Annotated in this window: 23 protein-coding genes; 7 read left to right on the forward strand and 16 right to left on the reverse strand. The window is 34.3% G+C overall.

The window, feature by feature from the left end; genetic code table 11:
* Positions 1-26 precede the first annotated feature (26 nt).
* The 8 genes from LX95_RS05950 to LX95_RS05985 all read right to left on the reverse strand — a co-directional run bounded on the left by LX95_RS05950 (position 27) and on the right by LX95_RS05985 (position 5,854).
* Positions 27-809 carry an enoyl-CoA hydratase-related protein gene (locus tag LX95_RS05950; RefSeq protein WP_111540526.1) on the reverse strand — a complete coding sequence of 261 codons (783 nt, stop codon included), beginning with the start codon at positions 807-809 and terminating at the stop codon, positions 27-29.
* 87 nt (positions 810-896) lie between these two features.
* Entirely contained in the window at positions 897-1,265 is a 369-nt protein-coding gene (locus tag LX95_RS05955) for a four helix bundle protein (protein WP_111540527.1), read from the reverse strand.
* Between the two features lie 61 nt (positions 1,266-1,326).
* On the reverse strand, positions 1,327-1,827 hold the full coding sequence (paaD, locus tag LX95_RS05960) for a 1,2-phenylacetyl-CoA epoxidase subunit PaaD (RefSeq protein WP_111540528.1): 501 nt from the start codon (positions 1,825-1,827) through the stop codon (positions 1,327-1,329).
* A 105-nt stretch (positions 1,828-1,932) separates the two neighbouring features.
* Entirely contained in the window at positions 1,933-2,685 is a 753-nt protein-coding gene (gene paaC, locus LX95_RS05965) for a 1,2-phenylacetyl-CoA epoxidase subunit PaaC (RefSeq protein WP_111540529.1), read from the reverse strand.
* A 115-nt stretch (positions 2,686-2,800) separates the two neighbouring features.
* A complete protein-coding gene (gene paaB / locus LX95_RS05970; RefSeq protein ID WP_111540530.1) occupies positions 2,801-3,091 on the reverse strand; it encodes a 1,2-phenylacetyl-CoA epoxidase subunit PaaB in 291 nt (96 codons plus the stop codon).
* 4 nt (positions 3,092-3,095) lie between these two features.
* A complete protein-coding gene (gene paaA, locus LX95_RS05975; protein WP_111540531.1) occupies positions 3,096-4,052 on the reverse strand; it encodes a 1,2-phenylacetyl-CoA epoxidase subunit PaaA in 957 nt (318 codons plus the stop codon).
* An 80-nt stretch (positions 4,053-4,132) separates the two neighbouring features.
* A complete protein-coding gene (locus LX95_RS05980; RefSeq protein WP_111540532.1) occupies positions 4,133-5,206 on the reverse strand; it encodes a 2Fe-2S iron-sulfur cluster-binding protein in 1,074 nt (357 codons plus the stop codon).
* Positions 5,207-5,281: 75 nt separating this feature from the next.
* Positions 5,282-5,854: a TetR/AcrR family transcriptional regulator gene (locus tag LX95_RS05985; RefSeq protein ID WP_111540533.1), complete on the reverse strand. Its 573-nt coding sequence runs from the start codon at positions 5,852-5,854 to the stop codon at positions 5,282-5,284.
* 141 nt (positions 5,855-5,995) lie between these two features.
* On the opposite strand from LX95_RS05985, the gene LX95_RS05990 reads away from it, so the two are divergent.
* Complete coding sequence (locus tag LX95_RS05990; protein WP_111540534.1) at positions 5,996-7,747, forward strand: aromatic amino acid hydroxylase; 1,752 nt, start codon at positions 5,996-5,998, stop codon at positions 7,745-7,747.
* Here the strand turns inward: LX95_RS05990 and LX95_RS05995 are convergent.
* From LX95_RS05995 to alaS, 3 genes are all read right to left on the reverse strand, one after another.
* A complete protein-coding gene (locus tag LX95_RS05995) occupies positions 7,744-8,352 on the reverse strand; it encodes a DUF4230 domain-containing protein (protein WP_111540535.1) in 609 nt (202 codons plus the stop codon). The genes LX95_RS05990 and LX95_RS05995 overlap by 4 nt on opposite strands.
* 142 nt (positions 8,353-8,494) lie before the next feature.
* Entirely contained in the window at positions 8,495-9,442 is a 948-nt protein-coding gene (locus LX95_RS06000) for a GSCFA domain-containing protein (protein WP_111540536.1), read from the reverse strand.
* 71 nt (positions 9,443-9,513) lie between these two features.
* Positions 9,514-12,126, reverse strand: coding sequence for an alanine--tRNA ligase (alaS, locus tag LX95_RS06005; RefSeq protein WP_111540537.1), 2,613 nt, complete (start codon positions 12,124-12,126; stop codon positions 9,514-9,516).
* Between the two features lie 121 nt (positions 12,127-12,247).
* On the opposite strand from alaS, the gene LX95_RS06010 reads away from it, so the two are divergent.
* From LX95_RS06010 to LX95_RS06035, 6 genes are all read left to right on the forward strand, one after another.
* Entirely contained in the window at positions 12,248-13,222 is a 975-nt protein-coding gene (locus tag LX95_RS06010; RefSeq protein WP_111540538.1) for a M23 family metallopeptidase, read from the forward strand.
* Entirely contained in the window at positions 13,222-13,551 is a 330-nt protein-coding gene (locus LX95_RS06015; protein WP_111540539.1) for a MerR family transcriptional regulator, read from the forward strand. Before LX95_RS06010 ends, LX95_RS06015 begins: the two co-directional genes overlap by 1 nt.
* 12 nt (positions 13,552-13,563) lie before the next feature.
* The gene (locus LX95_RS06020) at positions 13,564-14,154 is read left to right on the forward strand and encodes a LemA family protein (protein WP_111540540.1); all 591 of its coding nucleotides are present in this window, start codon (positions 13,564-13,566) and stop codon (positions 14,152-14,154) included.
* Positions 14,155-14,164: 10 nt separating this feature from the next.
* Positions 14,165-14,596, forward strand: a complete 432-nt coding sequence (locus LX95_RS06025) for a TPM domain-containing protein (RefSeq protein ID WP_111540541.1) — start codon at positions 14,165-14,167, stop codon at positions 14,594-14,596.
* The gene (locus LX95_RS06030; RefSeq protein ID WP_111540542.1) at positions 14,596-15,420 is read left to right on the forward strand and encodes a TPM domain-containing protein; all 825 of its coding nucleotides are present in this window, start codon (positions 14,596-14,598) and stop codon (positions 15,418-15,420) included. Before LX95_RS06025 ends, LX95_RS06030 begins: the two co-directional genes overlap by 1 nt.
* Before the next feature lie 125 nt (positions 15,421-15,545).
* Positions 15,546-16,112 carry a helix-turn-helix domain-containing protein gene (locus LX95_RS06035; RefSeq protein ID WP_111540543.1) on the forward strand — a complete coding sequence of 189 codons (567 nt, stop codon included), beginning with the start codon at positions 15,546-15,548 and terminating at the stop codon, positions 16,110-16,112.
* A gap of 58 nt (positions 16,113-16,170) precedes the next feature.
* Here LX95_RS06035 and LX95_RS06040 read toward each other — a convergent pair whose 3' ends face one another.
* The 5 genes from LX95_RS06040 to LX95_RS06060 form a co-directional block, all read right to left on the reverse strand.
* Positions 16,171-18,969, reverse strand: coding sequence for an outer membrane beta-barrel protein (locus LX95_RS06040; protein ID WP_111540544.1), 2,799 nt, complete (start codon positions 18,967-18,969; stop codon positions 16,171-16,173).
* A gap of 164 nt (positions 18,970-19,133) precedes the next feature.
* Positions 19,134-20,438 carry a ribosome biogenesis GTPase Der gene (gene der, locus LX95_RS06045; RefSeq protein ID WP_111540545.1) on the reverse strand — a complete coding sequence of 435 codons (1,305 nt, stop codon included), beginning with the start codon at positions 20,436-20,438 and terminating at the stop codon, positions 19,134-19,136.
* Positions 20,439-20,504: 66 nt separating this feature from the next.
* Positions 20,505-21,083: a hypothetical protein gene (locus LX95_RS06050; RefSeq protein ID WP_111540546.1), complete on the reverse strand. Its 579-nt coding sequence runs from the start codon at positions 21,081-21,083 to the stop codon at positions 20,505-20,507.
* Positions 21,064-21,948, reverse strand: a complete 885-nt coding sequence (gene era, locus LX95_RS06055; RefSeq protein WP_111540547.1) for a GTPase Era — start codon at positions 21,946-21,948, stop codon at positions 21,064-21,066. The genes LX95_RS06050 and era overlap by 20 nt, the downstream gene beginning before the upstream one ends.
* A 108-nt stretch (positions 21,949-22,056) precedes the next feature.
* Positions 22,057-25,059: a beta strand repeat-containing protein gene (locus tag LX95_RS06060; RefSeq protein ID WP_111540548.1), complete on the reverse strand. Its 3,003-nt coding sequence runs from the start codon at positions 25,057-25,059 to the stop codon at positions 22,057-22,059.
* Positions 25,060-25,115 lie beyond the last annotated feature (56 nt).

The raw sequence follows: 25,115 nt of genomic DNA on the forward strand, positions 1-25,115 counted from the left end.
TTAGGCTGACAAGCATTTTCTTTATTTTACTTCCCTTTAAACTCTGGTTTCCTTTTTTCTACGAAAGCCGTGACTCCTTCTTTATAATCTTCTGTAGAAGCTGCTTCTATTTGAAATTTACTTTCTAAAGACAACTGTTCATCTAGATTATTATTCATGGACTGATTAAAGGCTTCTTTAATTAAACCTAAAGCTTTAGTAGGCATGTTGGCTAACTTTAAAGCTAATTTTTCGCTTTCTTCCGTAAAGGTTTCTGCTGAAAAATATTTATAAATCATTCCTAGTCTTTCTGCCTCTTGTGCCTCAATTTTATCTCCTAACATCGCTAAAGCGGAAGCTTTTTGAAAACCGATTAATCTTGGCAAAAAGAAAGTTCCTGCACTATCTGGTATTAATCCTATTTTACTAAAGGCTTGAATAAAGGCTGCATTTTGAGAAGCTACTACAACATCACAAGCTAAAGCAATATTAGCTCCTGCTCCAGCTGCTACACCATTTACAGCAGCAACGATAGGTTTTGGAGTTTCACGAATTAACTGTATTACCGGATTGTAATGTTCTTCTAAAATTGCTTTAAAACCCGGATTTAATTCGGGGTCTGTCACCTCTTTTAAATCTTGCCCTGCACAAAATGCTTTTCCGTTTCCTGTTAGTAATATCGCTCTTACCTCATCGTTGGTAGCTACATCTTTTAAAACATCTTGCAAAGCCAAAGCCATTTCACGATTAAAGCTATTAAATACTTCTGGTCTATTTAAGGTGATATATGCCACCTTATTTTTTATTTCAAAACTTATTGTGTTGCTCATGAAAATTATAAATTATAAACGCTAAATATAAAAGACTGAAATTCTCTCATTGAATTATTTCATTTTTAAATTTTCCGTTATTTTATTTTAGATTTCTTTATTTTTTGAAGTTTTTATACTAGTAGTAAAAATCGCTACAAGCTCCTTTATTTCCTTAATTATAAATTCAAATTTTTGATGATCTTTAATTAAATCAGCCTCATTTAAAATTTCTAAGTTTACTTGTGTTTCTCTTAACTCTTTTAAAGAAAGTTTCATTTTATGAATAAAATCTTTTCTTGATTCTGCACTTTGAGCTTCACCATAATTTAGCGCTGCAGAAGAAGCCGACCTAATTAATTGTTTGGTTAAATGCTCTGCTGCGTAATTTTTATGAAGCGCCTGAACATTTTTTATTATTTCTGCAGAAAAAATAACTAAACGTTTTTGTAAATCGTATTTATATTTCTTCTCCATAACAATTAATTGATAATCAACTTAAATTTTCACATTTTAAATTTTTCGGTTTTTCGGTTTTTTAAATCAAACATTTAAAATAGTCGAAAGGCTCTTCGCAGTTATCACATTTGAAAAGTGCTTTACAAGCCGTTGATCCAAACTGACTTACCAGATGGGTATTGGTAGATTTACATTGCGGGCATTTGACAATTTTTTCTTCTCCTAGTAAAGCTTTCTTATCTGCCGATTCTTCTAAAGGAGCTGCGATTCCATAATCTTCTAAAGCTTTTCTACCACGCTCAGTGATCCAATTTGTACTCCAAGCTGGTGCCAATATTAAATTTACTTTCGCTTCATAGCCTTCTTTCGCTAAAGCAGAAACAATATCGTCGCCAATTACATCCATCGCTGGACAACCGCTATAGGTGGGAGTAATTTTAATAGTTGCTTTATTGCCTTCTAAAATTGCTTCTCTAACCACCCCTAAATCTAAAATAGAAAGCACAGGAATTTCTGGATCGGGTACTTGTCTAAGTATCGGTTCCAAAACTTCGTTAATATGTACTTTCTCTTCTGTCATTGCTGAAATTATGAATATTAAATGTAAAAGGATAAAGTAAAAAGTCTTCTCTCGATTGAGTATAGACTTTTACGTTTTAAATTTTTTGGTTTTTAATTTTACTTTCTACCATTTCATCCCTGGATAGGTGCGTTGCATATATTGCATATCGTTAAGTAAGAACCCCATATGTTCTGAATGAATTCCTTCTTTACCTCCTTTTTGAAAATATTTTAATTCAGGTACTTCCAGAGTAGCGGTTTCTAAAACTTCGTTCACATTTTTGTAATACACATCTTTAAGCATTTTTACATCTACGGCAATCCCCTCTTTAATCATTGCTTCATCTGCTTCTGTAGTGTGAAAAAGCTCATCTGTAAAACGCCATAGATCATTCACTGCTTTTTGAATACGCTGTTTACTTTCTTCTGTTCCATCACCTAAACGTTTAATCCAGTCTGAAGAAAAACGTTTGTGATAGCTCACCTCTTTAATGCTTTTTTTAGCAATTGCCACTAAGGTTTCATCTTTAGATTTTTGCATTTCTGTCATTAACAACATATGAAAATGATCAAACAAAAATTGTCTAGCTATGGTATATGCAAAATCCGTATTAGGTTGTTCTACCAACAAAACATTTAAGTATTCTCTTTCTGTACGTAAGAATGCCAAATCATCTTCGGTAATATCATCTTCAGAAAGTTGAGCAGCATATTGAAAATAACTACGTACTTGACCAAATAAATCTAAAGAAATATTAGTCAAAGCGATGTCTACCTCCAAACTAGGCGCATGTCCTGTTAGCTCTCCCAATCGCTGACCTAAAATCAAAGAGTTATCTGCTATTCCGTAAAGGTATTTTATGAAATTATTATTCATTTTTATTGATTTTCAAACAGAAAAATTTAAAATGTAAAACGCTAAAGTTTAATATATGAATAGCGAAAACACTTCTAAATTTTACATTTATTATTTTTCATTTCAAATTTGTGACTTACATATGTTTTACCTCATCTGGCAAATCGTAAAATGTAGGATGTCTATAAACTTTGTCTTGTGCCGGTTCAAACAACTCGCCGTTGTGATCTGGGTTAGAAGCAGTTATGTTACTAGATTCTACTACCCAAATACTTACCCCCTCACTTCGTCTGGTATAAACATCTCTTGCATTTTCTAAAGCCATTTCTGCATCGGTCGCATGAAGACTTCCAAAATGACGGTGTTCTAATCCGTTTTTACTTCTTACAAAAATCTCCCACAAAGGCCATTCTTTTTTATTCTCCATCTTATTAAATTGCTTGTTTTACTTTTCTTTCTGATTGTTTTTCCGCGTAAGCTAAAGCTGCATCACGCACCCATTCTCCATTTTCCCACGCATTTACTCGTGTTTGCAAACGCTCTTTATTACAAGGTCCGTGACCTTTTACTACTTGCCAAAATTCATCCCAGTTGATTTCACCAAAATCATAATGCCCTGTTTCTTCATTCCATTTTAAATCTTCATCTGGAACAGTGATTCCTAAGATATCTGCCTGCGGAACGGTTTGATCAATAAATTGCTGACGTAATTCATCATTAGTTTTACGCTTCAACTTCCACTTCATAGATTGCTCTGTGTGTGTAGAAGCATCATCTGTAGGCCCCAACATCATTAATGAAGGCCACCACCAACGATTAAGTGCATCTTGAGCCATTTGTTTTTGCTCTTCAGTTCCATTACAAAGCGTTAGCATAATTTCGTAACCCTGACGCTGATGGAAACTTTCTTCCTTACAAACCCTCACCATAGCTCGTGCATACGGGCCAAAAGAGGTACTACAAAGCGGCACTTGATTAATAATTGCTGCTCCATCTACCAACCATCCAATAGCTCCAATATCTGCCCACGTAATAGTAGGATAATTGAAAATACTAGAATATTTAGCTTTTCCAGAATGTAATTGTTCATACAACTCATCTCTAGAAATCCCTAAAGTTTCTGTAGCGCTATATAAATATAAACCGTGCCCAGCTTCATCTTGCACTTTTGCCAATAATGCAACTTTTCTTCTTAAGGATGGTGCGCGAGATATCCAGTTTCCCTCAGGAAGCATACCCACAATTTCAGAATGTGCGTGCTGCGACATTTGGCGAATATGGGTTTTCCTGTATTTCTCTGGCATCCAATCTTTAGGCTCTATCTTTTCATCTCGAGCAATTTTTGCTTCGAAAATTTCTTCTAAATTTTTTACTTCTTTCTCACTCATAATTCATTTCTTTTTTTTGTTGAAAGCTTAAAGCTGAAATGATTCTCTATCACTTTCAACTTGAAACTCATAAACAGATTCTAAACGTCAAAATCTACTTTTACTTTATCTGATGTTGGAACTGCCTGACAGCTCAACACTAAGTTTTGTTGTACTTCTTTTTCTTCTAAAGCGTAATTCACTTTCATTTCTACATCTCCTTCTAACACCTCACATTTACAGGTACTGCAAACACCTCCTTTACAAGCGAAAGGCAAATCTGCTCCAGCTCCTAAAGCGGCATCTAAAATATTATCATATTCTTTAGTCATCGTAAATTGAAACTCTTTCCCCCCATCTACAATAGTCACCTCTGTTCCTTCTACATTTTGTTTAGAAAGCCTTTCTGCGCGCTGAATATCTTCTTCCGACAATCCTGTTACAAACAATTCAAAATGAACCATTTCTTTAGGTAGACCAGCTTTAATTAAATAATCCCCTACGTAATTGACCATTTTTTCTGGTCCGCATAAAAACACTTCACTTGTATCTGGAACATCAATGAAAGTTTGCGTAAGTACATCCATCTTTTCATCATCAAACCTACCGTTAAAAAGCTCTATATCTCTTCTTTCTTTAGTTAGGAAATAATAGATCTCCAACCTCCCAAAATACTTATTACGAAGTTGCTCCAACTCCTCTTTAAAGATAATAGATTTTGCAGTTTTATTTACATAAAACAACTTACAAGTAGATTTAGGCTCTGCAGCTAAATGTGACTTAACCATAGAAAGAACGGGAGTGATCCCGCTTCCTGCCGCAAAAAACAAATAGTTTTTAGCCAACTCTGGATTTACCTTCACACCAAATTTTCCGCTTGGCGCCATTACTTCCAGCATATCTCCCGCTTTTAAAGTATGGTTTACATAGCTAGAAAAAACACCTTCAGGTATTTCTTTTACTGCTACTTTCCATTCTTCATCGTAAGGACTAGAACACAGAGAATAAGATCTTCTTACATCTTCTCCATTTATTTCTTTTTTCAAAGTTAAATGCTGCCCTTGACTGAATTTAAATTCTTCTCTTAAATCTTGAGGTACATTAAAAGTAATAACAGTACAATCGTGTGTTTCTTTATGTAAATCTTGAACCGTTAATTGATGAAATTTTGCCATTATATAAATTAGTTACCTAACAAAACTAACACTTGTTAGTTTAAATTGCAAATCAAAGTTGTTAAAGTTTGATTCTTAGCTCTTAACAATTCCGTAAAGCAATGTCTTGGGCAAATCTTGCTGTAAAGTCGCTACTTGAATGCTTGTTTTTTTAGCATACCAAATATGTAAAGTTCGCAGTGTTGTTAATACAGAGAAAACCACGATTTCCAAATCAATGTCTTTTAATTCCCCTTCATCTTTACCTTGCTGAAGTATTTGCCTAAACTTACTTTCATATTCATTCCGCAAGTTTAAATAACGTTGTTTGTATTCATCTTCTAAATGAATCCAATCGTTATTCATACACGCTAAATGGTGGGTATATTTTAAGGTAATTTCAATGTGGTTTTGAATAATAGCTTCTAACTTTTTTATACTACTTAATTCATCTAAATAAATGGTATTGATGTGCTGTGTAAACTCTTCAGAAACTTTAAGAATTATCAATCCTAAGATCTCTTGCTTAGAAGAAATATGGTTGTACAAACTTGCTGCTTTTATTCCCATTTCTGCAGCTAAATCTCTCATAGAAATAGCATTATAGCCTCTTTCTTTAAAAAGACGGGATGCAGTAATAATTATTTCTTGTTTTCTAGTTAGGCTCATAGCCAAGCAATATACTAATTATCTTTAACAGCTTTTTCTTCCATTTAAAAATTTAAAGCTTAAAAAACTCACAAATCCTTCACCTCATTCATATTTTAAAGAAAGGAATTACTAATTTGGTCGGTTTTAAGTATTTAATTCATGGAAACTAATCACATACAAGAAAACGAGCTTATAAGTAAGCTCCCTCCGCATTTAAAACAATTCATAAAGCCACAAAATTATGAGCTTTACACCCCTATCAATCAAGCGGTGTGGCGATATGTAATGCGTAAAAATGTAGATTATCTTAGTAAAGTTGCTCATGAATCTTATTTAGAAGGATTAGAAAAAACAGGGATTTCTATAGATGAAATTCCTAGTATGTACGGGATGAACCGCATTTTAAAAGAAATTGGCTGGGCAGCGGTTGCCGTAGACGGATTTATTCCGCCTAATGCCTTTATGGAATTTCAAGCGTACAAAGTATTGGTTATTGCTTCAGAAATTCGCCAATTAGAAAATATAGAATATACTCCCGCCCCAGATATTATTCACGAAGGTGCAGGACATGCGCCCATTATTGCAAGTCCCGATTATGCAGAATATTTAAGACGTTTTGGCGCTATTGGTAGTAAAGCTATTGCCTCGGCTCACGATATGGATCTTTACCATGCCGTAAGAGATCTTTCTATTATAAAAGAGGCTGATCACGCTTCCGCGGAAGCGATACAAGAAGCAGAACAACGAGTAGACACTTTACAGAATAAAAAAGTTGAACCTTCTGAAATTGCTTTAATTAGAAATTTACACTGGTGGACCGTAGAATATGGTTTGGTGGGCAGTTTAGAAAATCCCAAAATTTATGGTGCAGGCTTGCTAAGTTCTATTGGCGAAAGCAAAAGTTGCTTATTGCCAGAGGTAAAGAAAATACCTTATTCTATAGATGCTGCAACGCAAGATTTTGACATTACCAAACCTCAACCTCAACTTTTTGTAACACCAGATTTTGCTTATTTAGCAGAAGTTTTAGAAGAATTTGCCGATAAAATGGCCGTGAGAAAAGGAGGATATAAAGGCTTACAAAAATTGATTGATTCTAATTCTCTAGGAACTATCGAATTAAGTACAGGGATTCAAATTTCTGGAAATTTCATCAAAATGATCACCAATGAAGATCATGAAGTGGTTTACTTTGAAACCATAGGAGAAACAGCACTTGCTAACAAAGACAAAGAACTCATTGGTCACGGTATACAAACCCATGCTAACGGATTTAGATCTCCGATAGGAAAATTAAAAGGTATTAATCTCGCTATTGAAAACATGGGTCCGCGAGATTTAAAGGCTTATAATTTTTACGACAACAAACGAATTGAATTTACTTTTGATAGCGGAATTGTAGTAGAAGGTTTAAACGTTACCGGAATTAGAAACCTAAGAGGAGAATTAATTTTAATTCAGTTTACGGACTGTACCGTAACTTATAAAAATGAAGTTTTATTTTCTCCTGAAGAAGGTGATTTTTATATGGCGGTAGGTTCGCAAATTACTTCTGCTTTTGCTGGAGCTGCAGACCCTTATTCTTTTGAAGCTTTAATTCATGAATTGTCTACATCTTTAGATAAGAAAGAAAAAAGCGACAAAGAAATTAAGTTAGAACAACTTTACCAACAAGTAAGAATTTTAAGACAAAACACTATAGATAAAGAGGGTTTAGAAGAAATTTTTATTCAGCTTAAAGCTGAACATCAACAAGATTGGCTATTGTCTTTAGAATTGTATGAACTTGCAGAACAAAATAAAATGGAAAGTTTCGCTAACGACATACGTCAACATTTAGAAAAACTTAAAATTTCACGTCCTAAAATTGCGCATTTAATTGAAGACGGTTTAGAATTGATACACGCTTAAAGTAAAATCTCTAATTCTTTTTCAGACTGAATAGGTTGTTTATGGTATTCTAAAGTCCACCCCAAACTATTGGTTAAAATAAAAAGTTTTTGAAGCTCAGAAACAAGTCGGTTTTCTGCATTTTGCATGACAGCCGACTTTTCTATTTTCTCTTTTATTTGCTTTGTCACTCTTTTTTTAATCACATTATAATCATCGGCTTTAAACTGATTAAGGTAATCTTGCGTCACATCGTAAAAATCAAATTCGGGGTAAATATTTAATTCGGGTTTAGGTATTTTTGTTATACGAAGAACTTTATCTTCTGTTAGCACTTCATATTGCATTTGCGCCAAATCATAAGCAACGGTAGCTTTGGTGTTTACTGCTAAAATAGCTTTCTTTTTGGCCGTAATTCCTAAAAAAACATTTTCTGTATTCTTGTAAGTGAAAATTTGAGCGTAAGAACTTTCTGTAACTACTAATTTACTCACGTTTTTCACTTCTTTTTCTATAAGGGCCGAAGTTTGTGCTAGCTCAGTTTTATTGTCTTTTTTATCTACAAAATATTGATAACCAAAAAATACAATAATCGTTACCACTACTCCTAAAACAAACTTTTTCATAGACTAATTTTTCTCTAAAATACGTTATTTTGCGTTAGGGATAGCAGCGGTTACCCTGCAGCATTTTGAAAAAATGTGAAGCGTAATAGCGAATAGCCCGACCCGAGTGTGCGAGGGAAACGCCCTGCAAAACTCCATTATTTTAAAAATTTATAAAAGGAAACTTTTCAATTAGTGTTTTCTTACTTAATTCTAATTTGATTAAAAATTTTTGATGTGCTTCACTTTCTTGGTTAAAGGCTTTATGCAACATCCCTTTTTGAATTTTATCGATCTCTTGCATCATTTGCTGCGTTGATTGAGTTAAGCGGGTTTCTACAAAACGCTGCCAAATATAATCGATAGCTAAATCGCTAGGATGCAACATATCTTGCGCGTAAAAACGATAATCTCGCAACTCATCCATCATAATTTCATAAGAGGGAAAATAAGACGCTTTCTTTACGGAAGTAATACTTTGATGCACCGCTGTAATTAAAGCCGATTTACTTTGCTGATTTTCTACAAAACCATCTTTAATATGACGCACAGGAGAAACTGTAAAAATAAATGCCGCGGAAGGATTTATTTGCTGAATAAGCTCAATAGTGTTCTGAATGTTTTCTTGAAGTTTTTCTGCTAAAATTAGTTTTTTATCAAATTCTCGTTGCGGAATTTTGTGGCAATTGGCAACAAATTTTTGAGGGTCTTTTAATTGATACACCCAAGCCGTCCCATATGTTATTATTATATGAGAAGCTTCTTTAAGCTCTTTATACGTTTGCTGAAGCGCTTCATTAAGTGTTTCCAAAAGTTGGATTTTATCTGGAGAACTCAACCGAGAGTGAGCATCAAAACAATGCCATTGTTCGTTATGAAAAACTAAATTTTTTTCGGTATAAACAAATTGATTAACCGCCTTATCCACTAAATTCTCAATCGCAAAAGGATGAAAAAGAATTCCAAACGGATTTTGAAGCTGTCTAAATTTAAAATAAGTAAACTTCTCGCCAATATTTTCTGAAAAACAAGATCCTAGCAACACCAGTTTAGAGGTGTAATCTATTTTAGGTTCTTGCTCCTGAATAGGTATTTTGGTTTGAAACTGCATAAAAAAATGATAAATGTAAAAGTAGCAAATTAGACTTTTACATTTATCATTCTATAAAGATCATTTTATTTTTAAGCGATGTAGTTTTTAGCTTCGGTTAAAGCAATTTTAATTCCCTCAGGGTTTTTACCGCCTGCAGTAGCAAAAAACGCTTGACCACCACCACCACCTTGGATGTGTTTTCCTAATTCGCGGACCATTTGACCTGCGTTTAATCCTTTTTCTTCGGCTAAGCTTTTATCGATATAAATAGAAAGTAGAGCTTTCCCGTTTTGCTGAGATCCTAAAACCATAAATAGATTTTCCACTTCACCACCTAGCTGAAAAGATAGATCTTTCATAGCTCCTGCATCTAAATCTACTTCTTTAGCTAAAAACTGTACACCATTTACTTCTGTTAAAGCAGCTTTTAAATCTCCCTTTACATTTCCTGCCTTTTCTTTCTTTAATTGCTCTATTTCCTTTTTAAGCTGCGTGTTTTCTTCTTGTAAATCACTTACTATTTTTAAAGGATTTTTAGTGTTTTTCACTAAACTCTTTAGCTCGTTAAAGCTTTCACTTTGCTGGGTTAAAAAGTCTTTTGCAGCATCACCAGTTATCGCTTCTATACGTCTTACTCCAGAAGCAACGGCTCCTTCAGATAAAATTTTAAAATGCCAAATATCGGTGGTATTGGGTACGTGAGTCCCTCCGCAAAGCTCCATAGATTCTCCAAAACGAATGGTTCTTACTGCATCTCCATATTTTTCTCCAAACAAGGCAATTGCCCCTTGTTCAATCGCTTGATCGTAAGCTATATTACGTTGTTCTTGTAAGGGCAATTGCTCCCGAATACGAGCATTTACAAAATCTTCTACTTCTTTTAATTCTTCCGTAGAAACTTTACTGAAATGTGAAAAATCGAAACGTAAATATCCGCTATGAACCATAGAGCCTTTTTGTTCTACGTGTGTTCCTAGGATATTTCTCAATGCTTGGTGCATTAAATGCGTCGCAGAATGGTTGGCTGCAGATCGTTTACGTTGTTTTTCATCTACAACCGCTCTAAATTTACCCGTTAAATCTACAGGTAACGTTTTTGTAATATGAATGATAAGGTTGTTTTCTTTTTTAGTATCAATAACATAAGTAACGTTTCCGTTAGCAGCTTCTAAATATCCCTTATCACCTACTTGCCCACCTCCTTCTGGATAAAAAGGTGTTAGATTAAAAACCAATTGATATAATTCTCCTTCTTTTTTACTTTCTACTTTTCTATACTTTGCAATTTTAACATTGGCTTCTAAATGATCGTATCCAATAAATTCTTCTTCCTCATCCTCAAATAAAATTTGCCAATCGTCTGCTTTCATTTGTGCAGCCGAACGAGAACGCTCTTTTTGTTTTTGCAATTCAGCCTCGAAGGTTGCTTGATCTAAGCTTAAACCTTTTTCCTCTAAAATTAGTGCAGTCAAATCTATAGGAAATCCATAGGTATCATAAAGTTCAAACGCTTTTTTACCCGATACTTCTTCTCCTTTAGTGCTTTCTATAATGCTATCTAATAAAATTAACCCCTGATCTAAAGTTCTTAAAAAAGAATTCTCTTCTTCCTTAATCACATTTTCGCACAAGTTCTTTTGCTTTTTAAGTTCTGGGAAAGCCTCTCCCATTTGCTTACTTAAAGTCGCGACTAATTTGTAAATAAAAGGTTCTTTGGTGTTTAAAAACGTAAATCCGTAACGAATAGCACGACGTAAAATACGTCTAATCACATATCCCGCTCCATTATTACTTGGCAATTGTCCATCGGCTATAGCAAAAGAGACCGCTCGTACGTGGTCGGCAATTACACGAATCGCAATATCTATTTCTTCAGACTTACCATAGGTAGAATTGGTGATGGCTTGTATTTCTCTAATAAGAGGTGTAAAAACATCGGTATCATAATTAGACTGCGTTCCTTGCATCACCATACATAAACGCTCAAAGCCCATGCCTGTATCAATATGCTTATTAGGAAGCTCTACTAATTTCCCAGTAGCCATTCTATTGAACTGAATAAAAACTAAGTTCCAAATTTCAACTACTAAAGGATGGTCTTGGTTTACTAGATCTTTACCTGGTATTTTAGCTTTTTCTTCCTCAGAACGAATATCGATATGAATTTCAGAAGCCGGTCCGCAAGGCCCTTGATCTCCCATCTCCCAAAAATTATCTTTTTTGTTTCCTAACAAAATGCGTTCTTCAGGCACAATAGCTTTCCACAGATCGAAAGCTTCTTGGTCTAAGCCTAATCCATCTTCTTTATCACCTTCAAAAACGGTCACATATAAGTTTTCTGGAGTAATATTAAACTCTTTGGTTAATAACTCCCAAGCCCACTCTATGGCTTCTTTTTTAAAGTAATCGCCAAAGCTCCAGTTTCCTAACATCTCAAACATGGTATGATGATAGGTATCTTTACCTACTTCTTCCAAATCATTATGCTTACCGCTAACGCGTAAACACTTTTGAGTATCTGTAGCTCTTGTACTTTTTGGAGTGGCATTGCCTAAAAAATATTCCTTAAATTGATTCATCCCTGCATTGGTAAACATAAGCGTGGGGTCATCTTTAATGACCATAGGTGCAGAAGGAACTATTTCATGTTTTTTAGATTCAAAAAAAGCTAAAAATTTAGAACGGATTTCTTGTGATTTCATATACTTACCTTAATGGGATAAACGTTATAATTATGTTACTAGTGAAACAATTTCTATCTTTGTTCGTCTTTCTAAGCATAACACTTAGTTACAAGTCGCAAAAATAGTATAATTTAGAAGAATGTCGAAGGTTAAATATTATTACGATAGCGAAACGCTTTCTTATCAAAAAATAGAAAGGAAAAAAGGACGCCGATTAGGCTTTATAGCCCTTGCTATTGCAGGAACTTTCCTTGCCGGGTTTTTATTATTATTGGTATATATTAACTTACCACAAATTGAAACTCCCAAGGAAAAAGCAATGAAAAGGGAGCTCAACCATATGGAGCTTCAATACCAAGTGCTCAACAAGAAAATGGCTCAGGCTCAAAAAGTACTCTCTGAAGTAGAAAATAGAGATAACAATATTTATCGAGTTTATTTTGAAGCCAATCCTATTCCCGAAGAACAACGCAAAGCCGGATTTGGAGGTATTAATCGCTATAAAAATTTAGAAGGTTACGATAATTCGGATTTGATTATCGAGACCAACAAAAAGATGGATATCCTACAAAAGCAAATTGTAGTACAATCAAAATCCCTAGATGAAATTGCTCTTTTAGCAGAAAAGAAAGAAAAACTTTTAACTGCTATACCTGCTATTCAACCAGTAAAAAATGAAAATTTAACCCGAATGGCATCTGGTTACGGAATGCGTATGCACCCTATTCTAAAATATAGAAAAATGCATAATGGGATGGATTTTACAGCAAAAACAGGAACAGAGGTTTATGCAACGGGAGACGCTGTAGTAAAAAAAGCTTCTAGATCTACCGGTTTTGGTAATCTTATTGTTTTAGATCATGGTTTTGGTTATGAAACCTATTACGCTCACTTGAGTAAGTTTGATGTCCGTAAAGGTCAAAAAATAAAAAGAGGAGAAGTAATTGGAGAAGTAGGCAGTACAGGACTTTCAACAGCGCCTCACTTACATTATGAAGTACATAAAAATGGCAGAGTTATTAATCCTATTAATTTTTATCATGGTGATTTAACTGCCGAAGAATATGACATTATGCTTAACCAATCCAATTTAGAAAATCAATCATTAGATTAATGAAAGCCAACTTACCAGACAAACTATATTACGGCATTGGCGAAGTGGCTAGAGCATTTAATGTAAACACCTCACTTATTAGATTTTGGGAAAAGGAATTTGATGTCATCCAGCCTAAAAAAAATGCAAAAGGAAATAGAAAATTTACTCCGCAAGACATCAAAAATTTAGAGTTTATTTATCACTTAGTAAAAGAAAGAGGTTTTACTTTAGAAGGTGCAAAAACGCACTTAAAAGAAGAAGGTAAAAAGACCCTTCATAACTACGATATTATTCGTAAATTAGAATCTATTAAATTAGAATTAACCAAAATAAAAAATCACATTTAACACACCTTACTTATGAAAAAGTGGCTTATTCCATTAATTATTATCGTTGTTCTTGGCTTCATTGCATTTAGCTTTTTTGGCGGAGTTAACAACACTGCTGTGGAACATGAAGAGAATGCAAAAACTGCATGGGCAAATGTAGAAAGCGCCTATCAACGTAGAAATGATCTTATTGGTAACCTGGTTAATACGGTTAAAGGAGCAGCAGATTTTGAAAGAGAAACCTTAACTGCTGTTATAGAAGCTCGTTCTAAAGCTACATCGGTAAACGTAGATGCTAACAACTTATCTCCAGAAGCTATTAATAAATTTCAAAACGCTCAAGGCGGATTAACATCTGCGCTTTCTCGTTTATTAGTGAGTGTAGAACGTTACCCAGAATTAAAAGCCAATCAAAACTTTTTGAATTTACAATCTCAATTAGAAGGCACAGAAAATCGCATCAATGTAGAAAGAAACCGTTACAACGAAGCGGTGAAAGAATACAATACGTACATTAGAAAATTCCCTAATAATATGGTAGTTGGGATGTTTGGATTTGAAAAAATGTCTCCTTTCTCTGCCGATGCTGGAGCTGAAAATGCACCTACTGTAGAATTTTAAATTAAGGCCTATGTCAATTAACCTCATTACTCCAGAAGATGAAAAAGAAATTGTTTCGGCCATACAAGAAGCCGAAAAAAACACCTCTGGAGAGATAAGGGTGCATATAGAAAAAGAATGTAAAGAAGACGTTTTTAGCCGAGCTAAAAACGTCTTTGAATTTTTAAAAATGCACGAAACCGAACTTAAAAACGGAGTACTTTTTTACGTCTCTACCCAAGATCATCATTTTTACATTCTTGGCGATAAAGGAATCAATGATGTGGTAGAAAAAGATTTTTGGGAAAGCACCAAAGAAATCGTGATTTCAAATTTTAAAAATGGAAATTACAAAGAAGGTTTGGTTGAAGGTATTTTAAAAGCAGGAGAACAACTAAAGAAGTTTTTTCCTTATCAAACAGATGACATCAACGAATTGTCTGACGAAATTTCACGTGGTTAATGATACAGTTTAAAAAACAATCCTCTCTACTTTACCTTACGCTTCTTTTTATAGGTTTTTTTCTTAGTTACGCTTCCGCGGAAGCGCAATTAAATATTCCTCAGAAACCAAAAGAACAAACCAGTGTTTATGATGCTGCCAATGTACTTAATGAAAGTCAAGAAAGCAGATTAGAGCAAAAATTAATTCGCTACGCCGATACTACTTCTACACAAATTGTTATCGCAACCATTAAAAGCCTTAACGGAGAATATATTGGCACCTATGCTGCAGAATGGGCTCACGCTTGGGGCATAGGACAAAGTGACAAAGACAACGGCTTATTAATACTACTTTCTGAAGGAGACCGAAAAATTTGGATGACGACTGGCTACGGACTAGAACAGTATTTAACCGATTTTAGAAGTAAAGAAATTATAGATCAAATTATTACCCCAGAGTTTAAACGAGGTGATTACTATGCTGGTTTAGATAAAGGAACAACAGCGGTATTTCAAGTCCTTAACGGTACTTTTAAAGGAGCTCCCAAACGTAAATCCTCTACTGGAGGAAAATCATTTCCGTTTTTCTTTATAGCTTTTATAGTTTTTGTCATCATCATTTCATTTATAAAAAATAAAAGAGGTGGCGGTAAAAATGGCGGAAAGCGTAGCGGTGCAGATACTCTTTTAGATGTGCTTATTTTAAGTAGTTTAGGTCGTGGTTTTGGAGGCGGCTCATCTGGAGGTGGCTTTGGAAGCGGTGGCGGTTTTGGAGGCGGCGGCTTTGGTGGTGGCTTCGGCGGCGGCGGTTTTGGAGGCGGTGGTGCTGGTGGTAGCTGGTAAAACTCTGAGACATAGTTTATGACAAGCTAGGGACATATTAAATGTCGTTAAAAAGTCGATTCTTGCCGTTATCTTTTTCGAGTCGAATGTTTATTTTTATGACAGATTTAAATTAGATAAGCATCATGAATTCACTCGCAACAAAACTTAAAGAAGCTCGAAAAAGTAAGGGGTTAACCCAAGAAGAACTCGCAGAACAATCTCAAGTTAACCTAAGAACTATTCAAAGAATTGAAAATAGTGAAAGTGAACCAAGAGAAAAAACCCTCAGCTTAATTTGTAATACACTACAAATAGATTTAGAACAGTTACTTTCTGTAGAAAATTCAGAAAAAAAGAAAAATATAGGTCCTAAAATTGCACAAGTATTTTTCTTACTAGCTCTAAATTTAGTATTAATTGGAATCGTAGGATACTTAACGTTTGATTCTACTGCAAATACAAATAGTCTTTTTGGCGGGGTTTTAATCAGTTTTCTTTTACCTTTTTTTATCGTTTCCTATACAAAAGAAATGAGCGCTGTAGAAAGATTATTAAAATTTGGTTTGGGATATGTAGGTTATTTTTTATTAGTATTAACTAACCACGGCTTCTCAACTGGTTTTAAAACAGGGCTATTTCCTTGTTTATTATTGAGTTTAACCCTATTATATTTTGGCTCAGTTTTGTTACGTAGAAAAGTAATCGCTTAAACATAAAAATCCTCAATTATAAAATATAATTGGGGATTTTTATGTTGATCAATATAGGTTAACGTCTTCTACCTCTTCTTTTATTTGGGTCTTTACCTCCAAACTTACTTAGTTTATAGGTAAAGCTAAACATCACATACTGCTCTAATACCAATTGTTGGGTATCCTGTACAAAGTCATCTCCTGTGGTTCTACTGGTAGAAATATTTTGATCTAAGACATCAAATACCTTTACTTTAAAAATCCCATCATCTCCCATAATTTTATATCCTAAACTCATGTTCCACAATACAAAATCATTTTTAAAACCTGGTGCTATATTTCCTAAATGTTGATAAGATATATCGTTTCCAAAAACAAAGTTTTTAGGCCAGTAAGAAGTAAGTTCTAATCCCACATTATGGTTTACATAATTTTGGTCTCTCGTATTATTTAAACTGTATTTAGCATTTATAAAACTAATATCATAAGAAGGCTCGATGGTTAAAATATCTACTATATCATATTGTACTCCTAAATTAGGACTCACACTGTAACGATTAGAATCGAATTTAACTCCGTTAGAAAAACCTAAATCTTTGCTCATATTACCATAAATCCCTGCATCAATTTTAATCGTGTTCTTACTCTCTAAGGTTATGGTTTTATCTAAGCTTGCTCCTGCAAATAAACTATAAGCGCCATCTACATTTGTGTATGAAGTTGTTCTTACCAAATCTTGGTTGGTCGTGGTGATAGAGACTACTTGATCATTCGTTAGATCTCCTCCCAAATATGCATAAAACCCAGAGCGAGATTTAAAGTCATAGTTATTAAAATTCATATAAATATTGTGCTGTAAAGAAGGATCTAAATTAGGATTCCCTGTGACAATATTTAATGGGTTTGTAGTATTCGTTACAGGCTGCAACTGAGTAATAGAAGGAACGTTTCTTGAGTTTCTATAATTGAAATAAATCGATTTAGTTTTGTTTAATTTATATCTAAAATATGCTCTCGAATAAAAATTATTATACGTATTATCAAAAGAAGTTTCAGTAAATAAATCTTCATTTTTTAATCTTACATTTTCCAAACCTCCCGATATACTTGCTCTTAATTTATCATCTCTATAGACTAAACCAATATTAGGTCTATGGTTAAAAGTTTCTGAATTAAAATCATTACTTAACGTATCTACGAGTACATCATATTCTCCCGTAAGGTCATTTTTCTCATAAATTAAACGCTCACTTTCATCATTAGATTTGGTATAACTATAAGAAATATCTAAAGATAATTTTTCACTTAACGGAAGTCTTGTGTTCGCGCTTATACTATATTCATCCTTTCTAGTATTTTGATTGATGAATTGATCCTGAATATCGGTATCGGTTAAATTACCTGCATCATCATAAATCTCTCTTGATGAAAAATAAACATTCTCTTCTTCTGATGTATTATTAGTATTATCAAAACCAAGACTTACAAAACCACCTTTAGTTCCAAACTTTCGAGAAACATTTAAATTGTTAGAGAAATTAGTACTCAACAGCTCCGTATATTGTTCGGTTTCTGCGGTGTTAATAGGAGTTCCATCCTCCTCAAAAGAGCTGGTATTAGAATTACTTTTTACAAAACCGTCATTTACTGTGATATTAGGACGAAAAGAAATCCGCGTAAGCGTATCGGGCTCAAATTCGAATCCAAAACGAGCTCTGTGGTTATCATTTTTCCTGTCGGAAGAAGAAGTAGAATTATTAAAATAAGTTCTATCTGGAAGAATGTTTTCTCTTTCAACCTCGGTTCTAGTTTTAGTATCACCACGATTAAAAAAGTAATTAGCTGAAAGCTCTGTCTCATCGCTCCATTCGTTCACAAAACTCACTCCGCCATTATCAGATTTGGTGATTCCTCCTCCACCAGAACCAAAGCTATTACCGTTAATGCTAAAGTTACCGTTACTATTTCTCGTGATAGCGTACGCATTTCTTCCCATAGCATCAAAGACCTCATCGAACGTAAAACCTGAAGAGTTGATATTGTTTGAACTTGCCAATACACTAACTCTTAAATCGTCTTTAAAATAATTACCTATTCCGCTAAGTTCGTAGCGTTCATCGGTTCCTCCACCGGCAGTAAGACGAGCAAAATAACCTTTGTTTTTATCTTCGTCTATGGTAATGTTAATCGTTTTATTTTCTGAATCTCCCTCTTTTCCCGTAAATTCTTCTGATTTTGTTTTAGTATCTACCACCTGAATTTTATTGATAATTTCTTTAGGTAAATTTTTGGTGGCAATTTTAGGATCATCACCAAAAAACTCTTTTCCGTTTACTAAAATTCTAGAAACCGGCTTACCATTAACAGTAATCGCACCATCTTTATCTACCGCCACACCGGGTAATTTTTTGAGCACTTCTTCTAAGTTAGCATCTGCTTTGGTTTTAAAAGAGGCTGCATTAAATTCTAAGGTATCGGTTTTAATAGAAACTGGAGCTTTTGTTCCTTGCACGACCACTTCACCTAATGTATTGTCGGCCAACTGTAAGGTAATGGTTCCTGTATTTATGGTTCTATTTTGTGAAAGTTGATAGCGTTTTTTATAGGTTTGAAATCCTGTAAAAGATATAAAAAGATTCACTTCATCTACATCTGTAGAACCTTCAACTATAAAATTTCCATCAACATCAGATATAGTATAATCTACCAGTGTACTGTCTTTTACAGACTCTACATAAATAGTAGCCGACTCTAATGCGACGTTTTCACTATCAATAATTTTTCCTTGAATCTTGTAGTCTTGTGCTTCCGCGGAAGCGAAAATGAATAAAAAACCCAGCAAAAAAAACTGAGTGAGAACATTTTTAAATAGCATAGATTGTGTTTTAACCGTTAGTCTTCTTCTAATAGACTTAAAAAAAGCTTAAAAGTTTCATTGACTAGTTGAAATTTTCTTAAAAATTAATTTTTACTACAATAAAAAAGGAGATAAGTAATGCTACTTATCTCCTTTGTATAAATTTAATTAAATATAAAATCTTACTTCTTTCTCATATAAACAGAAATTGGAACTCCATTAAAGTCAAATTTTTCTCTTAATTTATTTTCTAAAAAGCGTTTGTAAGGATCTCTAACGTATTGGGGTAAATTACAAAAAAATGCAAATTGAGGTTGCGGTGTTGGCAACTGAGTAATAAATTTAATCTTTACATATTTACCTTTATAAGCCGGCGGCGGATAATTTTCTATTAACGGAAGTAAAGTATCATTAAGCACGCTAGTCTTGATTTTCTTACTTCTATTCTTATATACCTCAACAGCTGTTTCTATCGCTTTAAAAATACGTTGTTTGTTAAGTACAGAGATGAAAACAATAGGCACATCTGTAAAAGGTTCTATTTCTCTTCTAATTTTAGCTTCAAACTCTTTCATGGTATTGGTTTCTTTTTCTAACAAATCCCATTTATTCACTAAAATCACAACTCCTTTTCGGTTACGTTGCGCTAACCAAAAGATGTTTTGTACCTGTCCGTCAAATCCACGTGTAGCATCTACGACAAGCAAACAAACATCGGCATGTTCTATTGCTCGAACGCTTCGCATTACCGAGTAAAACTCAATATCTTCTTTTACTTTGGTTTTTCGACGAATTCCTGCAGTATCTACCAAGTTAAACTCAAACCCGAATCGGTTATATTTAGTATCTATTGAGTCTCTAGTCGTTCCTGCAATATCGGTAACAATGTAACGTTCTTCCCCAATTAATGCATTGATAAAAGAAGATTTTCCTGCATTTGGTCTACCTACAACGGCAAATCTTGGTAATTCATCTTCTTCTACTTCTTCTTTTTCTGGTAAAGCTTCAACTACGGCATCTAATAAATCTCCAGTACCGCTACCATTTATTCCAGCAATGGTGTAATACTCTCCCAAACCAAGAGAATAAAACTCCATAGCTTGCTCTGTACGTGCACCATTATCTACCTTATTAACTGCTAAGAATACAGGCTTTTTTACTTTTCTCAATAGTTGAGCAACGTCTTCATCCATAGGACTAATTCCGCTTTCTACATCTACCATAAAAATAATAACATCGGCCTCGTCTATAGCCAATACTACTTGTTTATCTATTTCTGCTTCAAATGCATCATCACTACCAATAGCATAACCTCCAGTATCAATTACTGAAAACTCTCTACCATTCCAGTCAGATTTCCCATAATGACGGTCTCTAGTTACACCACTCACAGCATCAACTATAGCTTCTCTTCTTTGAATTAATCTATTAAAAAAAGTAGATTTTCCTACATTTGGTCTTCCTACAATGGCTACTATATTTCCCATAATCTTTCTTTTAGGCTGCAAAAGTACATGTTAAATCCTATAAAGTATACCTTTGACTTTTAATTATTAACGTGAAGTGTTTTTAAGTTCTGCAGTGAGAACATCTTTTGTGATTTTAACGAGTTTAAATCTTAAGTAATATAATTTAGACATTTTCGATTCTTTTATATCTTCTTGAGAATTATCTATAGTTAAATTTTCTAATTCTCCTCTCGTAATTTCACTATTTTGATTACTCAAAACTTTTTTAAATTCTAATAAAGGCTTTTGAAGTTGAACTAATTCAGCTTTCATTTCTTCTTGAGATTGAAGAACGCTAATGGTTTCTAACGACTTTTCAACTTGAGTATTTATATTTTTAAATGCTGAAAATAACTGATTAGCTCTTTTAATTATAGAATCATTTTGAACATTTTTTATTTCTTGATGTAATGAATCTACCAATACTATTTCTCTATTAGCACTTTCATTAAATTTTCTACTCATATCTACAAATGCATGTTCTACTTGATGGTCTACATAAGTAGGGTCTAGCATATCTTTTAATTGATTTTTTTCTTCTTTACAAGAATATATACCAACAACTAAGCAGAAAAGAAATAAAACTCGACGCATATTGAAATAATTATTTGTTATTGTATCCAAAACGTTTTAATTGTTTTTGGTCGCTTCTCCAGTTTTTATTCACCTTCACATATAATTCTACGTGAACTTGCTTCCCGAAAAACTTCTCTAAATCTTTTCTAGCCTCTACCCCTACTCTTTTAAGTGCGCTTCCTTTATGACCAATAATAATTCCTTTTTGAGTTTCTCGCTCTACCATGATCACACTTCGCATGCGAATGATATTTTCTTCTTCAAAAAACTCTTCAGTATCGATCTCTACGCTATATGGAATCTCTTTTTTATAATGTAATAAAATTTTCTCTCTAATAATTTCATTAACAAAAAATCGTTCTGGTTTATCTGTTAAAGCCTCTTTATCATAAAATGGAGGAGAATCTGGAAGTAATTCTAAAATACGATTAAAAACTTCTGGCACACCAAAATTTTCTAAAGCTGAAATAGCAAAAATCTCTGCATTGGGAACTCGAGCTTTCCATAGGTCTACTTGTTCTTCTACGAGTTGCTGATTCCCTTTATCTACTTTATTCAGCAACAATAAAACTGGTATCTTAGCTGAAGTAATTTTTTCGAAAAAAGATTCATCTTTTAAATCTTTCTCACCTAATTCTACTAAATAGATAAGTACATCGGCATCTTCAAAAGCAGATTTAACAAAATCCATCATCGAAGCCTGAAGCTCATATGCTGGCTTGATTATTCCTGGGGTATCACTTAAAACCACCTGAAAATCTTCTCCATTAACAATCCCCAAAATACGGTGTCTTGTCGTTTGAGCTTTACTCGTTATAATAGATAAGCGCTCTCCTACAAACGCATTCATTAGGGTAGATTTCCCTACGTTGGGGTTTCCTACAATATTTACAAAGCCTGCCTTGTGTGCCATAATTTTTATTTGAATTGCAAAGGTAAGTTAATTTAGGAGATCCCAATTTTAAACATAAAAAAAGACCGCTTTTTTAGCGGTCTTTTTAAATGATAAACTAATCCCTAATTATCTTATTACCAATTTATGTGTCTTAGATTGGCTTGAAGTTGATACTTTTAAAAGATATACTCCAGAAGACATTGCCGATAAATCTAATTGACTTGCTCCTGCTGTAATCGTATTTTGATATACTAATCTTCCTGAAATATTATATACGTTTACCTGAATATGATTTGTGATACTAGGATCAATTTCGATGTTTACATTTCCTTGAGATGGGTTAGGGTAAATAGAACTAATATCTATTTGTCTTGTTTCATCTACAGTTAAAACACCTCCAAATTCAAAAGCTCCAATGTCTCTTGTTCCATCAATAACATAGTTACGTTGATCGTTAAACATATCTGTTGAATCACCTGCATCAACTGCTGGACTTCCACTCATTAGAGCAATAGTCATGGTTTCACCACCATTATCTTGTAGCGTAGATAACATTGGAGAAACATCTATTAAATCATTAGCCTGGTCTACAAACGTAGATTCATCATCATTACCTATTAGATTATAATCTTGAGATGTAAACGTGCCTGTAACATCATTACCCATTACTGAAGTATTATCTGAAACTATTGTATTTTTTATATCTACTGCTGTCAATGCAGAAATACCTCCACCAGTATTGGTTGCTGTATTAAACGCTATCGTGGACGCGTTAATTGACATCACATCATTATTTGAAATTCCACCACCATCTGCACTTGCAGAGTTTGAAGCAAAAGTACTTGTCATAATATTTGCAGTTCCCATATCATTAGATAATCCTCCTCCAACACCGTTGGTAGCTGAATTATTAGAAATTGTTGAAGTTTCGATATTCGTTATACCTCCGTTGTTGTAGATTCCTCCACCGTCACCATCAGACAAGTTATCATCTATAGTTGTTCTAGAAATATTCATGGTTGCTCCTACTTGATTCCAAAGACCACCACCTTCATTTGCAGCAGAATTACCTGAAACTAAAGACATATCTATACTGAATTGTGTAGCAGCTGAAATATGTACTGCTCCTCCATTTCCTGGATTTGCTGTTCCTGCTAAACCATTTACATCGTTATTCGTTAATTCTGAATCTGTAATTATCACTGTTCCATCAATAACTTCTATAGCTCCACCTGCTCTGTTTGCAGAATTACTATCTAAAATAGATTCATCTATAATGATGGTACCGGCAAGAGATAAAACACCTCCTCCAGAACCAGAAGTTCCTGTAGCCGAATTATTGGTAATTTCTGAATCATCCATGATATTTACAATTCCTCCTTGATTGTAAACTCCACCACCACCAGTTGTAGCAGCGTCTCCTTCAGCAGTATTGGCATCAACAATTACTCCGTCAAGATTCATAGTTCCCGTACCGTTCCATAATCCACCACCTTGAAAAGCAGCCATATTATTGGTTATTGTACCTCCGTCGATATTTACATCTCCAGCGCCTGAAACGTGTATTGCTCCACCGCTCCCTGGATTCTCAACAGCACCTGGAGCGACTCCAGCATTGTTTCCGTCTAAAGTAACGTTCGTTAATGAAACTCCTACACCTGTACCAGAATTATCTTCGATTCCTCCTCCTGCTCTGTTGGCCACGTTATCTGAAATTTCTGAATTCGTAATACTTACCATCGCTCCAGCATCATTTAAAATTCCTCCACCAGAACCCGATATTCCATTAGCTACATTATTAGTAATCATAGTATTGTTAGTAATGGTAAGGGTTCCGCTAAGGTTATAGATTCCTCCACCTCCATGGTCTGAATCATTTCCGCTTGCAGTATTCCCATCGATAGTTACTCCGTCAACACTCATCATTCCTGATCCGTTCCAAAGACCTCCACCTTCACTAGCTGCCATATTGTTGTTTACTGTTCCGCCTACAATATCAATACTTCCTGATCCACTTACATGTAAACCACCACCATTTCCTGGAGCTGCAGTTGCATCTGGACCAACTCCTGCATTGTTTCCGTTAAGGGTAACATTATCAAGCTCAATTAAACCACTACCAGAGTTATCTTCGATTCCTCCTCCTGCTCTATTGGCTATATTATCTGAAATTTCTGAATTTAAAATAGAAATATTTCCTCCATTACCATTATCATCGTTATCATTTAAAATTCCTCCACCAGAACCAGATGTCCCATCGGCTACATTGTTAGAAATTACAGTATTATTTAAAATGGTAAGGGTTCCGCTAAGGTTATAAATACCTCCTCCACCGTGGTCAGAGTTATTACCGCTAGCAGTATTTCCGTCAATCGTTACTCCGTCAATTGTCATGGTCCCGCTTCCGTTCCAAAGACCACCACCTTCTCTGGCAGCTATGTTGTTATTTACAGAACCATCGGTAATATTTACATCACCCGCTCCTGTAACGTGTAAAGCTCCTCCATTTCCTGGAGCAGCAGTTGCATTTGGGACCACACCTGCATTGTTACCATTAAAAGTAACATTATTGAGCGTTAGGTTTAATCCTGCACCAGAATTATCTTCAATTGCTCCTCCTGCTCTATTCGCTATATTATCTGTAAAATCTGAATCATTTACAGTTAGTGTTGCTCCTGCGTCTAGAAAAATAGCTCCTCCAGAACCAGAAGTTCCGTTAGCTTGATTATCTGTAAAGTTACAATCATCTAATGTTAATGTGGTTGTAGCTCCTGAAACGTAGATTGCTCCTCCATCCATTTCCTCTCCATTAACAAAATCTATATTATTAATATCTACCGTACCTGCAGTAACATTAAAAATTCTGCCCGTATTATCGGCATCAATTTCAACGTTGATTAGAGTACCCCCATTAATAGTTAAGGTTTTATCGATAGTTATTTCACTGTCAAGATCTATTGTTCCTACTAAAAGGCCAAAAGTGATCACATCACCTGGCTGAGCATCCATAATTTCTTGACGTAAACTACCAGTCCCACTATCGTTACCGTTAGATACTTGTGCCAAGACTTCTTGGTTTGAAAACATAGCTGTTATCGCAATAAAAGCTAAAAATGTAATTTTTTTCATAGTTAATTTTATTTGGTTAAACTTGTGGGTATATACGTTCTGAAAAATCTAAAGGT

This window comes from Mesonia algae (assembly GCF_003253545.1).
Taxonomy (GTDB): Bacteria; Bacteroidota; Bacteroidia; order Flavobacteriales; family Flavobacteriaceae; genus Mesonia; species Mesonia algae.